Source organism: Flavobacterium sp. GNP001, from assembly GCF_054343775.1.
In genome coordinates this window covers 2,717,767-2,732,722 of record NZ_JBTGUX010000001.1, presented here as the reverse complement: position 1 = coordinate 2,732,722, position 14,956 = coordinate 2,717,767, and the positions used below count along the sequence as shown (strand labels likewise).

11 protein-coding genes are annotated in these 14,956 nt (G+C 35.3%); 2 read left to right on the top strand and 9 right to left on the bottom strand.

The annotated features are described in order from the left end of the window. Positions 1 to 6: 6 nt before the first annotated feature. From ACXX8U_RS11640 to ACXX8U_RS11625, 4 genes are all read right to left on the bottom strand, one after another. A complete protein-coding gene (locus ACXX8U_RS11640) occupies positions 7 to 987 on the bottom strand; it encodes a LuxE/PaaK family acyltransferase (RefSeq protein WP_458565982.1) in 981 nt (326 codons plus the stop codon). A 123-nt stretch (positions 988 to 1,110) separates the two neighbouring features. Then, a complete protein-coding gene (locus tag ACXX8U_RS11635; RefSeq protein WP_210787971.1) occupies positions 1,111 to 1,446 on the bottom strand; it encodes a T9SS type A sorting domain-containing protein in 336 nt (111 codons plus the stop codon). A 104-nt stretch (positions 1,447 to 1,550) separates the two neighbouring features. After that, positions 1,551 to 2,756, bottom strand: a complete 1,206-nt coding sequence (locus ACXX8U_RS11630; RefSeq protein ID WP_458565981.1) for a beta-helix domain-containing protein — start codon at positions 2,754 to 2,756, stop codon at positions 1,551 to 1,553. A gap of 197 nt (positions 2,757 to 2,953) precedes the next feature. Continuing rightward, positions 2,954 to 5,704, bottom strand: coding sequence for a TonB-dependent receptor (locus ACXX8U_RS11625; protein WP_458565980.1), 2,751 nt, complete (start codon positions 5,702 to 5,704; stop codon positions 2,954 to 2,956). Between the two features lie 176 nt (positions 5,705 to 5,880). On the opposite strand from ACXX8U_RS11625, the gene ACXX8U_RS11620 reads away from it, so the two are divergent. Both ACXX8U_RS11620 and ACXX8U_RS11615 read left to right on the top strand, forming a co-directional pair. Beyond that, positions 5,881 to 6,564 carry a response regulator transcription factor gene (locus ACXX8U_RS11620; protein ID WP_166132894.1) on the top strand — a complete coding sequence of 228 codons (684 nt, stop codon included), beginning with the start codon at positions 5,881 to 5,883 and terminating at the stop codon, positions 6,562 to 6,564. After that, positions 6,565 to 7,635: a sensor histidine kinase gene (locus ACXX8U_RS11615; RefSeq protein WP_458565979.1), complete on the top strand. Its 1,071-nt coding sequence runs from the start codon at positions 6,565 to 6,567 to the stop codon at positions 7,633 to 7,635. 25 nt (positions 7,636 to 7,660) lie between these two features. Here the strand turns inward: ACXX8U_RS11615 and ACXX8U_RS11610 are convergent, their stop codons facing one another. From ACXX8U_RS11610 to ACXX8U_RS11590, 5 genes are all read right to left on the bottom strand, one after another. Then, positions 7,661 to 8,740, bottom strand: a complete 1,080-nt coding sequence (locus ACXX8U_RS11610; RefSeq protein ID WP_458565978.1) for a glycosyltransferase — start codon at positions 8,738 to 8,740, stop codon at positions 7,661 to 7,663. Positions 8,741 to 8,906: 166 nt separating this feature from the next. Beyond that, positions 8,907 to 9,491 (bottom strand): hypothetical protein, encoded by a 585-nt coding sequence (locus tag ACXX8U_RS11605; RefSeq protein WP_458565977.1) that lies wholly within the window; start codon positions 9,489 to 9,491, stop codon positions 8,907 to 8,909. A gap of 74 nt (positions 9,492 to 9,565) precedes the next feature. Continuing rightward, positions 9,566 to 12,997 carry a DUF8818 domain-containing protein gene (locus ACXX8U_RS11600; protein ID WP_458565976.1) on the bottom strand — a complete coding sequence of 1,144 codons (3,432 nt, stop codon included), beginning with the start codon at positions 12,995 to 12,997 and terminating at the stop codon, positions 9,566 to 9,568. Positions 12,998 to 13,147: 150 nt separating this feature from the next. Then, the gene (locus ACXX8U_RS11595) at positions 13,148 to 14,404 is read right to left on the bottom strand and encodes an aspartate kinase (RefSeq protein WP_458565975.1); all 1,257 of its coding nucleotides are present in this window, start codon (positions 14,402 to 14,404) and stop codon (positions 13,148 to 13,150) included. Between the two features lie 57 nt (positions 14,405 to 14,461). Then, positions 14,462 to 14,950, bottom strand: coding sequence for a GNAT family N-acetyltransferase (locus tag ACXX8U_RS11590; RefSeq protein ID WP_458565974.1), 489 nt, complete (start codon positions 14,948 to 14,950; stop codon positions 14,462 to 14,464). Positions 14,951 to 14,956: the final 6 nt, after the last annotated feature.

Here is a 14,956-nt window from a genome sequence, read left to right as displayed (position 1 = left end):
AAAGGGTTAAAGTACCATCAAATTGCACCCACGAATATCCGAATTGTCAAAGCGCCCCAAAACCTCGAAAGAGTTGTTTGGATTTTTTTTACCCAAATCCTGAGTAGCTATAAACGAACACGAATTAATGTTGGCCAAATCGATTACATTGATTCCGCCTGTTTTTCCGTTTTCTATATAAGTCAAGGCATCTTCTGTATCGCGAACCAGTATTTGCATCCAAGCAGGACACTCAAATACGCCATCTCCCAGTGAATAAGCTTGCGAAAGAAGTTCTGTCATGCCGTATTCTGAGTGTATGGCTGATACGCCAAAACCTTGGCATAATTGCTCGTGAAGCTCCTCGCGAATCATTTCTTTGCGACGCCCTTTCATGCCGCCAGTTTCCATGATAATGGTATGTTGCAATTGAAACGGAAGTTTTTCTATTAAGTCTAATAAAGCAAACGTCACACCAAACAGAATAACATTTTGCCCTTGATTATCTAGTTCTACAAGTTTAGTGATTAAGGCGTCGTGATCGTTCAAATAAAAGCCGCTATCCGCTTGGTTTGAAAGTTCAATTAAATTCTTAACCATATAAATTAACGAAGAGCCTTCGCGTTCTAAATAGGATGGGAGCAGGGCTAAAACTACATAATCTTCGATATTGCCATAAAATTCAGCAAAACCTCTGCGGTAGCTTTCTTCATAAAGGCTAACATCAGTTACCAAATGTTTGCTAGTAATCATGCCTGTTGTGCCACTACTAGTAAACGTTTCTTGAATTGGGTTGGAATTGGAAACTACAGCATGACTTTTAAAAAATTGTATGGGTAAAAAAGGAATTTGCTGTAGCGACTTTACCTTGTGTGGATCGGTTTTTAGAAATTGGCAAAATTCTTTATACACCAGATTGTTTTCGTATTGAAAACGAAATACTTTTAAAGCTGTTTTTTCAAATTGTTTTTGGCTTGAAATCGTAAAAATATCTGTTGCTGTGATCACCAATTTTTTTTACAAAAGTAATAAAAATTGTCAGGACTAGCTATGCAATTAGAGCGGAGTAGGAAAGGAAACTTTTTTATAAAAAACAAGCTCCAATTGGTATTGGAGCTTGTGTATAGATTTTTATTTGATAATTAATTTTCTAGTGGCTGACGATTCTTTCTCATTAATCCTGATGATGTATACACCAGAACTCAATGCAGAAACATTCAGCTCTTTTGAGTTCATCATGGTATGCAGTACTTTTTTACCAAGCACATCAAAGATGATAATTTCTTTATCAAGATCGTTTTTGGTGGTAATGAAAACTTTACCATTACTCACAGGGTTTGGATACAAACTCAAGCCTTCAATGCTTGTTTCTTGTACTCTTGGTGCTTGTTTTGTTTCTTGTGCAACAGCACTAAAAGAACAAAAGAAAACCAATGCAATAAGTGTATAAAAGTAGTTTTTTGCCATCATTTCAATTTTGATTAGTAAAGATACAAAAAATATTTCAAAAAGTATACCAAAAAAAATGCCTTTCAAAGTTGAAAGGCATTTTATCTATTTTAGAACTTGAATTACAATCCTACTGACCATCCAGCTGCCCATCCAGGAGCTCCAGCACCGTTTCCAGCGCCAGTTGCAGTTGCAGATTCAGATGCAATTGCTAGTGAAGCATCAGCACTAACACCAGCTGTTGCAGGTGCAACTACAGTTTTAGTACCTCTAGTTTTAGTAGGAACATCAGCTACGAAGTTAACGCTTGTAAGTTTTAAAGCAGTACCAATAAAACTTAACGTTTCGTCATGCTCGATGTCAATTCCTCTTGCCCAACCGCTCAATGCTACGTTAGTGAAAATTGCTTTAGTACCTCTTCTTAATTTGATTGCTTGGTTTTCTCCAAATGTACCAGATGGAGGAACGCTACCAGGACCTACTAAAGTGATATTTGTGATCGTTGGGTTTGCAATTGGTGTATTAGCAAAACCAAACTCAAAGTTGTCAGCTTCGATACCTCTGTTTCCTTTTCCAAATGATAATTTTCCATACCAGTTGGTGTTAGTTCCATTCCATCCTTCTGTCCAATCGTATTGGTCGTCTTCGTTACCAAATGAAATCAAATTTGAAGTGTTTACAGATCCTCCAAAAAATTCGAAACCATCATCTGCACCTTGGTAAGCCTCTACATATTCAAAAGTAGTTCCTGAACCTACTCCAAATAATGAAACTCCATTAAATTCTTTTTCACTGTTAAATGCAGCTCCAGCATATTCTACTCTCAAGTAACGAATAGATCCTGAGTTATCATTTGATGCAGTTCCACCATAAGTTAAATCTGCAACTTCTGATTGTGCTGTACTTGCTCCACCAGTTACACGGTTGATTGGTGCTTTACCACAAATTACTAATCCACCCCAGTCTCCAGCTTTTTTAGTAGCTAAACCACTTGTCATTACCACTGGATTGCTAGCTGTTCCGTTTACGTTTAATTTTCCACCTTGTGCTACCGCAATGTATGATGCAGTTCCACCAGTTCCTTCAATTTTTGTTCCTGCAGGAATGTTTAAGGTTGCTCCTGAATTTACTTGTAGTTTACCAGTAAGCTTGTATGTTTTAGATGCGTCAAGAGTTACTTCACCCTCATTGATATTTCCTTGAAAATTGTTGGCATCAACTACGAAATTAGATGAAGGCTTTTCGTTTTCTTCCGTTGTTGAACAACTGCTCACCACGGCTGCACTTACTGTTAAAATTCCAATTAGTTGTAAAAATTTTGTTTTCATGTTGTAATAGTTAATTGTTTTGTTTCTGATACAAAGGTGTAGCAATTTGCTCAAGTCTAGGTTAAGCCAATGTGAATGTTAATTTAATAAATGCTTACAATAGTATTAACTTAATGTTATGTAGGTTAAGCTAGGATCATAATAAACAAAAAGCAGCCTGGTCGGGCTGCTTTTATAATACTTATGTTGGTTTGGTATTAGAATTGGTAATTTAAACTCAATCCTAAATTGATTCCTTTTTTGTATGAAAGAACATTAATGTCTCCAGACTTGTTTTCTTGCGTTCTATTAAGTGTAGCGTCTAAAATGTTTTTTGCTATAAAGTCAATTCCCATTTTTTTGTTTAACTTCAACTTAGTTATTAAGTCAAGAGATCCATAGGCTTTGTCTACTAAATTTCCTCTGTCATTGGTTCCTAATGCATATACTCTATCCGAAAAGTAAGTGTAAGCTAACGTTGTTGTTAAATTACTTTCTTTATTATTCCAATCAGTATAGAATGAAAGATCAGCGTTTAGTAATAAATCTGATGCTCCTGTAAATTTGCTTTCTGCATCAGTGAAAACAACATTATAATCTGTTTCTCTGATAACTTTATTGCTATCTAATTCTTGATTACTGTATAAATAAGATGCATTTAAACCTCCTGTTAATTTTTTTGATTTAGACTCGTCAAAGTTAAAAATTGTTTTTCTGTACTCTAATTCAGCTCCAGCTACATATCCAAAATCACCTGTGTTGATAAAAGAAATATCATTTGTTGAAGAAGCGATTGTTACTTCGTTCATTGGATTTAAAATGTATTTACCAAATCCAGTTACAGAGATTAACTCGTCAGCACTAGGGAAAACTTCCCATTTTAGGTCAAAGTTGTAATCATCAGAAGCATATAAATCAGGGTTACCAACTTTTACTTCGTTTACTTCCTCGTATACAAATAAAGCTCTTTCTTTAAATTGTGGTAAAGTGTAAGTTTTACTGAAACCAAAACGCAAGTTTTGTTTTTCGTTTACTGTATATTTTAATGTTAAACTAGGTAAAAAAGCTATTTTTTCTAATTCATCAAAATCTCCTGCAGGATCTAATTGAGTTTCCCAAGCAATTTTTTGAAAAACATACTCTCCTCTTAATCCTAAAACTCCTGATAGTTTACCAAAATTATATTCAGTGTTCAAGAAACCTCCGTTAATAAATTGTTCACCATTATAAATTTGTGGATCTAAGGCATTTGGAACTTGGCTATTACCTCTAAAAGTAGTAATCTCAAATACGTTGCTATCTAAATTTTGTTGGTTGTAAAACAAATCTAGGTTGTTAGGGTCTACACTAATTGTTGAATTGGCAGCTGTTGTTTTGAAGTTGAATTGTCTTGCTTCAAAATCTCTATTTTTAGCTCGTCCGCTGTATCCTGCTGTAAATTTACCTTTGTATTCTCCTTCAAAATCTTTGTTGAATTTGTAGTCAACAGCTAGATTCGCAGCTACCTCAGTTTCTTGTAGTTCTTGAAAATACCTGTGGTTGTCTGGTGCAGAAATATTCGATAATTTGAAACCATCAGCCTCTTTTCTAAAAATATTTTGGTTACGGTCTGGCATCTGTCCGTCAATACTGTTCAATGAAGTTCCCCATCTTACGGCAGTACGCTCGCTTAAAGTATGTTCTCCTAAAAGTTGGTTAATCCATAAGGCGTTTTTCTTGAATTCATTACGACGAATTAATCCGTTACCATCATTTGCAATATCAACTATCAGTCCTGAAAATTCCTCTTTAGTTAAAGATGAAGTATTGATGAATACAGAGTTGAAATTAATTTTGTTGGCCTTATTTATTTTGTAACCAAGGTTTAACATTCCTGTTAAGTTTGTACTGTAAGAGTCTGATGTATATTCTTCGAAGTTTTTATTGATAACGCCGTTCCCGTTAATTGACCCCTTTGCGCTTCCATCTGCTCGAGAAGAATAATTGGTACTGTAGTTGATTGTTGCAAAAACATTCAATTTACTTTGGTTACCAATATCAAATGAATTCCCTGTTGAAATTCCAAATGAACCAGCAATAGGATTTTTTGTTTCTAAATTTAAAGAGTTGTAGTTGTATGCCGTTAAAGGGCTGCTTGGAATTTGACTTGCTTTTAAACCAAAATCATTGATACCAGTTTGTAATGAAAAGTTGTCATTGCTTACTGCATTTGTATTTACTTTTGAACCAATATCTACTTTTACAAAACCTTTTCCTTTGTAGTCTTTAGAAATAATATCAACATTTCCTCCTGCAAAGTCTCCATAAATACTTCCATTATAAACTTTGTCGATAGAAATGTACTCTACAATGTCAGTTGAAAAAATATCAAGATTTAAGTTTTTCTTTTCCGGGTCGTTTGAAGGAATTGGTAAACCATTCATCGTCGTAGAGTTGTAACGGTCTCCTAATCCACGAACAAAAATAGTTCCAGAACCTTCTTGTTTTGTAATTCCAGTTGTTTTGGTAACAGCTGTTGCTACATCGCTAACTCCTTTACGAGCTAATTCTTGTGAACCAATACTTTGTTTGATAGATACTGCATTTTTTTGATCCAGAAGCAAAGCCGTTTCTTTTTGTCTACTAACAGTTGATTTTACGACCACATCTTCAAGTTTGTAGCTACCAGAGCCTAATGCTTGATTAACTGTCACCGTTTGGTCTGCAACTACTGTCACAGATACTTCAACTGATTCGTATCCTACAAAGCTAAATTGCAATGTGTATTTTCCTGGTGCTACTTTAAGTGTGTATTTACCATCAATATCAGTATTGGTACCAATAGTTGTACCTTTGATAATTGCGTTGGCAAATGGCAATGATTGATTGTTAGCATCTTTGTCTGTTAACGTTCCTGTAATAGTTCCTTTGCTTTGTGCGAAAGAAAAAGCAGTAATTAATAACGTAAGTAATAGTAACTTGAATTTCATCGGGTTTAATTTTTGTGCAAATTAACGGCCATAATGCAAATCAGGAGTTACTGACTTGTTAACCTTATGTTGTCTTTATGTTGGCAAAAACTGTTCAATATTAAATTACGGTTAACTGCTTTTGATTACTTCAATAATGTTTACATTTACATTTCAAAAATAATTTTTGACACTCCATGAAGAAAAAACACACCAAAATTTTATTAGTCGATGACGAGCCAGATATCTTAGAAATAGTTGGTTACAATCTATCTCAAGAAGGATATCAAATTTTTACTGCAGTAAACGGTAAGGAGGCTATTGCAAAAGCTAAGAAGGAAATCCCAGACCTTATTATAATGGATGTAATGATGCCAGAAATGGACGGAATGGAAGCTTGCGAGCACATCAGGAAAATTCCAGAATTAAATAATGTTTTGATTACTTTTCTAACCGCTAGAAGCGAAGATTACTCACAAGTAGCCGGTTTTGATGCGGGTGCTGATGATTATATTACCAAACCAATCAAACCTAAATTATTGGTTAGTAAAGTAAAAGCTTTGCTACGTCGTTTAAAGGAAAAAGAATCCGAAAGCGAAACCTTAAATGTTGGTGGTATTGAAATCAATAGAGAAGAATACAAAATTATAAAAGACAATATTGAGATTGCGCTTCCGCGAAAAGAATTCGAATTGTTTTACCTTTTGGCTTCAAAACCAGGAAAAGTATTCAAACGTGACGAAATTCTCGATAAGGTTTGGGGTAACGAAGTAGTTGTTGGAGGAAGAACAATTGATGTGCATATTAGAAAACTGCGCGAAAAAATTGGAGAAGATTTGTTTAAAACCATCAAAGGAGTTGGTTATAAGTTTGAAGTGTAAATGACAATAAATTTTAAAAAAACTTACCGATTTGCAGTCAAATCGTCCTTGTATATAACCTTGTTCTCTACTTTATTAGTGAGTTTTTTAACGCACTATTTTTTTGAATTTTCCCTTAATTTCATTCTTATTTTTGCGGTTTGCATCGCCTCTTTTTCATTTTTAGTGGTGCAATATCGTGTAGAGCGTTTTATTTATAAAAAAGTAAAAAAGATTTACGATGACGTTTCCTTGTTAGAATCAAGTACGTTTAGAAATCAGCCTATTACCACTGATATGGCTACGCTTACGCGCGAAGTGAAAAAGTTCGCTACCGATAAAAAACTTGAAATTGAAACGCTAAAAGTGCGTGAAGAATACCGAAGAGAATTTTTGGGTAACGTTTCGCACGAATTGAAAACACCTTTATTTACCGTTCAAGGATATCTTTCTACTTTGTTGGATGGCGCTATGAACGATAAAACTATTCGAAAAAAATACTTAGAACGTGCTGAAAAAGGGGTAGAGCGTCTTATTTATATTGTACAAGACTTAGATATGATCTCTAAATTAGAAACAGGCGATCTAAATCTTGAAATTGCTGAGTTTGACATCGTAAAATTAGTGCAAAACGTTTTTGATTTACTCGAAATGAAAGCCTCTAAAAAGGATATTCTTTTGATGTTTGACATGCGCTACCACAAACCAATTATGGTGTTGGGTGACCAAGAAAAAATTCAACAAGTAGTCATGAACTTGGTTGTAAACTCTATCAAATACGGTAAACTAAAAGGGACAACCGAGGTAAGTATTGAAGAGTTAACATCAGATAAAGTAATTGTTCGCTTTACGGATAATGGCGAAGGAATCGAAAAGAAAAATATTCCGCGTTTATTTGAACGTTTTTACCGAGTTGATCAAAGTGGTGCACGAACCGAAGGAGGTTCTGGACTCGGCCTTTCAATTGTCAAGCACATTATTGAAGCGCACGACGAAAAAATTTATGTAGATAGTAACTTTGGCGTAGGATCGGAGTTTTCATTTACGTTAACAACATCCAAAAACGAAGCTTCTTTTGGGGTTAAAAAATAATTATTTACAAGAGCTCCAAATCATTTTATTCTTCGAATAAACCAAACAATTTCTCCCAGGCTACTTTTGAATCCGCTTTTGGCAAACCTTTATAATGATTGGCATCTTGCAAATTGGTGATACAAAATTCATCCTGAGTTACATAAGGTACTAGGCCCTCTTTTTCTAGTTTTTCGGCTAAATATTCTTGTTCAAATTGCCCAGGTGTGGGAATAAAAAATGCTTTTTTTCGCAAAACCGAAAGATCCATAATCGAGGTGTAACCAGAGCGACAAAGCACCATTTCACTTTCGTTGATGGCCTGCTCCAGTTGGGAAGTGGTCATAAAATTATAATATTCGACCTTTTCGGTTTGACTTATTTTTTGTTGCGCAACAACAGTTCCTGCAACAAAAAGAACGGTTCCTTCAAACCCTTGCAATTCTTTTAGTAAATGCGTTTCGAGCATGCTTCGTTGTGGTTCTGGACCCGAGAGTAAAACGAGTAAATCGTATTTTTTTGGCACTAACTTTTTTTGTAAGCGACTTATTGGTCCTATGTATTTTAGCTTATGATCAAAATCGTCAATATGACCTAAAATACCTGATAAATTGTTGCTGCTGGCATAATCAGGTATCCAACATTCGTTATGTTGAAAGGCAAAGTACTGATGAATTTTGCTGCTGATCCATGTTGTTTGTCCGCTTAAAACCTGAATTTGATGCGTAAGGTAGGCGCTAGGGATATTTTTATTGAATACGCCCAAGCGGTTATCCGAAATGATTCCATCAATGCCATAGGTTGTAATCCATTTTTTCACCAATGCTTTTTCTTCTCGAATTGCTTTTAAGGTTTTCCAACTGTTTTTTAACAAATGCCATTTGAAATTTTTGCCTTTGATGGCATATTCTATTTCATACGATGGAAGTTCAAGCGTTTTTAAATCTGGAAATTCCCTTTGCAGTAACAACAAAGCAGCACCGTCAGAGGCAATGATAGGTTGGTAGTTTAGCTCTAAAAGTGCTTTGATAATTGGTATGCAACGCGTAGCATGGCCTAAACCCCAGTTTAAAGGGGCAACTAAAATGGTTTTAGATTTTGAAGTCGCAATTGGTTCTGTAGGCATAAACTTGGGTTTAATGCTGGAAAGATACACAAGTTCAGTGCTTTTTTGTATTTACAAAAGTTTACCAAACTATTAATTTAATGAATTGTGTGCTCGTTGTATTTTAAAAAAAAACGAAGACTATCGGTGTTAAGATAGTCTTCGTTCTACTATTGTTTTTTGTGATTTACTCTTGAATGTAAGTCTTATTCCCGTTTGCATTGATATAGTATTTACCGCCTCTTGGACCTGTATATACTTTTTTACCATTGTATTCACCAGTTACTTTATCGGCAACTTTTGGCGCTTTTTCATTGGTTTCTTTTACTGTTTTAGTAGCTTTTGCTTTTGTTGCAATTGCTTTTTCTTTTACTGATTTTGATTTTTCAGCGACAACATCTGCTTTAGATTTGGTTAATTTGTCTTTGGCAGCAGTTGCTTTTTCTTTTTTGGCAGTAGCCTTTTCTTTAATAGCATTTGCTTTTTCTGCTTTTGCTTCAACGACTGCTGCTTTTGCTTTTGAGGCTTTCTCTTTTGTAGCTGTAGCTTTTTCTTTAGTAGCAGTTGTTTTCTCTTTTACTGTTTTAGCTTTTTCTTTTGCAGTAGCGGCTTTTTCTTCGGCTGCCTCGGCTTTGGCTTTTGTTATTTTTTCTTTGGCCTTTGCGGTTTTTTCAGTTGCCGCTTTCGTGGTTTTTTTGGCTGCAGCCGTAGTTTGAGCATTACCCATAAAAGATAGGAGTAAAGCGAAAAGAAGTAACATCGATTTTTTCATAGGTTTGATTTTTATGTTAGTAGTTTTAAAAATACAAAAAAATGTGATTGGCAATCTGTTACTTGTACATTTATTTAAAAGTAAGCTCTTAGCTGCACATTACCAGTATGAATAGTTGCATTGCGTTCGCTTTTTCGACCTTGATAATTGAAGTTAATGTCTAAGAATGAAGTAATACTTTTTTGTAACAAAGCACGCCAAGTAACGTTTTGTCCTGTTTGTAATCCTTCGAGCATTTGAAAGCCAACGGCTGAGAATTCATTGCCATTAAATTTATTTTGGTACAATGATAATTCGCCATTAAAAGTAAATTTTTTAGATCCCGCATACGAGAACGATGTTCCTAATCGATTTTGTGATAATAGTTCACCATTACCTATTTGGTTTTGTTTTTTCTGATACTCATAAAACAGCTCCCAACTGGTACTTTTCGAAAACAAATAACTGATTTTTGGAGCGACTTGATAACCCGTGATATTGAAGTTTTTCTCAATGAAATCTTCGGAGTTAACTTTGTTTTGAATGGTTTTGGTAAAAAAGCCTAAAAGCCAACTTTTTTGGTACAAATGGTTGTATTGTAGTTGATGGGAACCATTATCAGCCTCCTGTGAACCAATAGAGAGTAAACTTTTGGTTTTGTTAAGCAAGTAGGTGTAGGTAACAGAATGCTTTTGCTTGCCTCGGTTGTAATAAAGCGTATTTCTTAAACTCGAAGTTAAGCCTAACACTTCATCCGAAATGGGACTGAACGGGTTCCATTCAAAATTAGAGCCGTTATTCCTTATTTTTCGATCCAATAAAAAAACAGTTTGATTGTAAAAATAAGAAGCGAATTTTTTAAAACCTTTCTCGTTTTGCCATTGCGTAGGATTAAAAGTAAGGGCTTGCGAAAATTTATTTTGGTGGGTTTTTATAAAAATGCGGTTGGGTAAAAATACACGTATAAATTTGGCTTGATCGATAAATGGTGCTACCTCAAACTCTTGTAGTTCCTGAATACCATTGCTGTTATAGTCGTTCCAAGTATACACACCTTGACCAACAGCTACTTCGAGATATGTAAATTCTTGTTGCGGAATGCTTCCTGAGGTGGTTTCATACACTGTGTTGCTCAAAAATAGCGAGTTGAAAAATCGGTCCGAGTAGATTATGCGAGAGTTTAAAGTGCTCTCTCTTTTTCTATTATTGGCTTCAAAGTCAAGTGTTCTGTAATTAGCAACCACACTCAAATCACTAGTTTTGGTTTGGATTAATCTCGATTTTAAAATAAAGGTGTTTGATTGATTCACGCGTTGCACCATTCCGTTTTGCAAACTGTCATTGATTCTTTTTAAATATCCTAATTCAAAAAATACTTTGGTGCTATCTCCACGACCGATATGTGCGCCGTATTCAATAAATTTTTGACTTAAAATTGAAAGTTGTTGTGTGTTTTTGTTGCGTTCGCTATTGTTTTCAAGTCGTATAGAGGTACCAATCCAGTTTTTTTTGAAACGATAACGCACTTGCGATTGGTTTCGCAAAAAAGAAGAATTCAAAACGTCACTCTCACTTTGCAAGTAACTGCCTTGCTGACGGATACTCCAATTTTTTTGTTGCAAAAATCCATTAATCACGTGACGATTCCCAGTGAAATTCCCAGTAAAATCTAATTTTTCTAATTGGTAGCTTGCATTTCCTGTACTAGTGGATTTCGGATTTTGTTTTTTTTGTAGCTGCAAGCCAGTGACCAACAAACTTTGATTGCCTGTGGTTAAAGGTTCTAAATTCCAATCGCGATTGAATTCAATGTTGTTCAATCGTTCCACAGTTTTAAAGGTACTTTCAATAAATTGGTAATTGACAAATGCATTCATGTTCCAACCTTTCGAAAAGAAGCGTTGCTTACTTTTTATCTTGGCTGCTAATCCTTTATTATTGGCATCATCTAGCGCTGAAAATAAATTTTGATCGTTGTTACTTACTCCAATTTCAACATCAATATTCGTTTTTTCAGTAGGATGAAATTGACCCACGAAACTGGCTACTTGAACTTTATTTGGCGCAATTAATTGAATGATTGGTTCGTAATTTCCTTGCGGAACGCCATTAATCGGTGATACATAAGTAAAAACTCTATTAATGGTATTGGTATTGGATAAAATGTAATTTCCTGCATTGGCACCAACAAAAGAGAAGCTCACATTATATAAATCGCCATCTACGTCGGTGGTATATTCGTACACAAGCATACCGTTCACAAGAATTTGTTTGTAGAGTACTTTATTGTCGCTGTATGAGTCAAGATAGGCAGATGGTGCAGTCATTTGGCGCGTATCATTGCCGGCATTTTTAATAATTTGAACTTGTTCTTGAGAGAGATTTTGCTGAACAGGTTGATTTTTTAAATCGTTTTCAGAGTATAAATAGCCGCCAAATCGCCACTTTTTAGATTTGTGTGTTCCTCCAGCATAAGTTACAAATCGGCTGTAATTCCGGTCGGTATATTGGTATTCAATCGCAATTCGCATTTCAGAGGTTATTGTAAACAGCGGTGTAAAAATGATTTCTCCAGCATTGTAATCAATCGTATAATCTTTGTTTTCGCCACGCTCCAACAAATTGCCGTTTACAAACACGCGCTCTGATCCTGATACAATAAGCACGTACAACTCGCCATTTTGACCACGTAATTTATAGGGTCCTTGATTTCCTTCCTGACCTATGATATCACTTTTGGCGTATTGCCCTCTAACTAATGCTGCTGCGGCAAATACATTGCTCTTGTTGTTTTTTCCCTCCCAATTAAAGTTAGTAGCTATACCTTGTACTTTTTTATTAAAGTTTAAAAATTGGGTTTCTTTATTTTCTAGAAACAAGTCGCCTGCACGTATGCTCCAATTTGTGCTAAAAAGTTCCATAAAAACAGAATCAAATTGGTCTAGCTGCTGCGAGTAACCCCCATCTTGCAGTGGTATATTACTGTCTTGTAGTGAGGCTCTGATGCTTACCTTATCAGATAATTTTCCGGTGATTTGTAAATCGAGATTCGAGTTTAAAACAGCGTTTTGGTTGTTACCAATCGTGACGCCTCGTGTTATACTCCCAGAAGTGCTCAACCCGTCAAAGGGAATGTTTTTTTTGATGTTGGTGTCGGTTACGCTATATAAATTTCCTTTCCCTGCTGCATTTGAAACTACTTTACTCGGATCGTAAATGTAGTAGGTTTTGGTTAGTTCCTCAGGGTATTGCAGGTACGATACTGTGATTGAATCTCTGGGATTGCTAAAATCAGAAAGTAATAATAAAGTACTTTTTGAAAAATCAATACGGTATAAAGTACTGTCAATTGCTTTTCCTTTGGAATCTAAAATTTTAAAGAAACTGGAGTTGATACTGTTCTTTTCAAGCCGAATGGTATCTTTAGTAGGAGCTATTTTTTTGGTTTGGTAGAGCGTGCTTTTTTCCTGAGCCCAAAGTCCAGAACAATAGCATAAAACAATCCAAAAAAATATTTTTTTCCACATAAATAAGGATAACTCCAAAGTATCAAAAGTAGTATATATTAATTGAATATTTCGTTTGCCAGAAATAGGTGAGTAGTTGGTGTAGAATCAAAAAAAATGGGAATCAAAATTTTAGTTTTTGATTCCCATTGGTATGAATGTTTGGTGTTTTTAAACTTCTTTAGTGACTACTTGCATGGTTTCGCGGCTCACTTGTTTTAATAAAACGGTCTTGTTTGCTTCAACCGTCTGTGCAGCGCCGTCGTTAAAATGTCTGATGGTGTATAAAGTTACATTTTCATCAAAATCTACTTTGAATTTTTTAGATAAAATGGCATTCAAAGCAGCAAAGTTATTGAACTTATCTTCTACACAAACAGAAAAACTGATAGCTGAATTTTGAATCAAATTCACTTTAATTTTAAACTGATGGAAAAGGGCAAAAATTTCGCTGATATTTTCCTCCATGATAAAAGAGAAATCAATTGATGAAAGCGAAATCAATAACTGGTTTCTTTTCACGATAAAACAAGGAAGGTACGGCTCTAAATCGACACCTTTTGAAACACTTGTACCTTGTAAAAGTGGATTGATAAATGATTTTACATACAAAGGAATTTCCTTTTTTTGCAAAGGTTGTAACGTTTTTGGGTGAATTACAGTGGCACCATAAAAGGCTAACTCGATGGCCTCACGGTAGGAAATTTGATTTAACAAACTTGCATTTTCAAAATAACGCGGATCGGCGTTCATAACTCCCGGAACATCTTTCCAAATGGTTACGCTTTCAGCATTTAAGCAATACGCAAAAATAGCCGCAGTGTAATCAGATCCTTCACGGCCCAGAGTGGTAGTGAAATTGTTTGGATCAGACCCCAAAAATCCTTGTGTGATGTTAAGGGTTTTGCGTTTTACATTTTTAGAAATGTTGGCTTGCGTTAATTCCCAATCCACTTCAGCATCTCTATAATTGGCATCTGTTTTTACAAAATTACGTACATCTAACCATTGTGTAGCCATGCCCATAAAGTTCATGTAGTGGCTTAAGATTGTGGTTGAAATTAATTCGCCATAACTTACCACTTGATCGTACACAAAATTATAATTAGGGGATTTGTTGTGTGCTAAAAAATATTCTAAATCAGCAAACTGCTCATTTACGGCTGTAAATACTGCATTGTTTTCATCTTCGAATAAGTCTAAAAGAATTTGGATGTGGTATTTTTTTACTTCTTGTACCGCCGCATTGAGCTCAGCTGATTTATCAAAATAATGTTTGATTACTAATTCTAATGCATTGGTTGTTTTTCCCATTGCTGACACTACTAGCAACACATCTTCATAACCCACGGTTTGTAACACATGCTGCACATTTTTGATTCCTGCAGCGTCTTTAACAGAGGCACCTCCAAATTTAAATACTCTCATTTTATTGTTGTATTATGCATCTAGTTGCGTACTAACAACTAAAAAGCAATTATTATTTTATTTATTTTCGCAAAAAGTTGCGATTCCTTGCTCATCCATTTGTACCACGTACCAATCGCGCAATACTTTCGCACCTGATTTTTCATAAAAGTCAATGGCAGGAGTATTCCAATCTAATACATTCCACTCTACGCGTCGTACTTGATCTTTTTTTCCTTGTTGTAAAACGGCTGCGTACAATGCTGAACCTAATCCGGTGCCGCGCATACTTTCTTTAACTACCAAATCTTCAAGGTGAATGGTTTTACCTTTCCAAGTTGAAAAACGATAGTACCAAAGCGCTATACCTACGATTTCTTTTTCATGGGTAGCGTTTGTAATTTCGGCTACAAAGACATGAAAAAGTGGATTGGCTCCAAAACCATCTCGCACTAGATCGTCAACTGTAATTTGTACCGCATCGGGTTCTTTTTCAAAAATAGCTAATTCTTTGATGAGTCCTAAAACGGATTCCATGTCTGCTGCTGTTCCTTGTCGTATGATCATGATTGA

What these genes read in the sequence shown, in the direction of transcription:
- ACXX8U_RS11615 (WP_458565979.1), top strand. Translation starts at nt 6,565, where the DNA reads ATGACAATAAATTTTAAAAAAACTTACCGATTTGCAGTCAAATCGTCC.
- ACXX8U_RS11600 (WP_458565976.1), bottom strand. Translation starts at nt 12,997, where the DNA reads ATGTGGAAAAAAATATTTTTTTGGATTGTTTTATGCTATTGTTCTGGA.
- ACXX8U_RS11630 (WP_458565981.1), bottom strand. Translation starts at nt 2,756, where the DNA reads ATGAAAACAAAATTTTTACAACTAATTGGAATTTTAACAGTAAGTGCA.
- ACXX8U_RS11635 (WP_210787971.1), bottom strand. Translation starts at nt 1,446, where the DNA reads ATGGCAAAAAACTACTTTTATACACTTATTGCATTGGTTTTCTTTTGT.
- ACXX8U_RS11595 (WP_458565975.1), bottom strand. Translation starts at nt 14,404, where the DNA reads ATGAGAGTATTTAAATTTGGAGGTGCCTCTGTTAAAGACGCTGCAGGA.
- ACXX8U_RS11625 (WP_458565980.1), bottom strand. Translation starts at nt 5,704, where the DNA reads ATGAAATTCAAGTTACTATTACTTACGTTATTAATTACTGCTTTTTCT.
- ACXX8U_RS11610 (WP_458565978.1), bottom strand. Translation starts at nt 8,740, where the DNA reads ATGCCTACAGAACCAATTGCGACTTCAAAATCTAAAACCATTTTAGTT.
- ACXX8U_RS11590 (WP_458565974.1), bottom strand. Translation starts at nt 14,950, where the DNA reads ATGATCATACGACAAGGAACAGCAGCAGACATGGAATCCGTTTTAGGA.
- ACXX8U_RS11605 (WP_458565977.1), bottom strand. Translation starts at nt 9,491, where the DNA reads ATGAAAAAATCGATGTTACTTCTTTTCGCTTTACTCCTATCTTTTATG.
- ACXX8U_RS11620 (WP_166132894.1), top strand. Translation starts at nt 5,881, where the DNA reads ATGAAGAAAAAACACACCAAAATTTTATTAGTCGATGACGAGCCAGAT.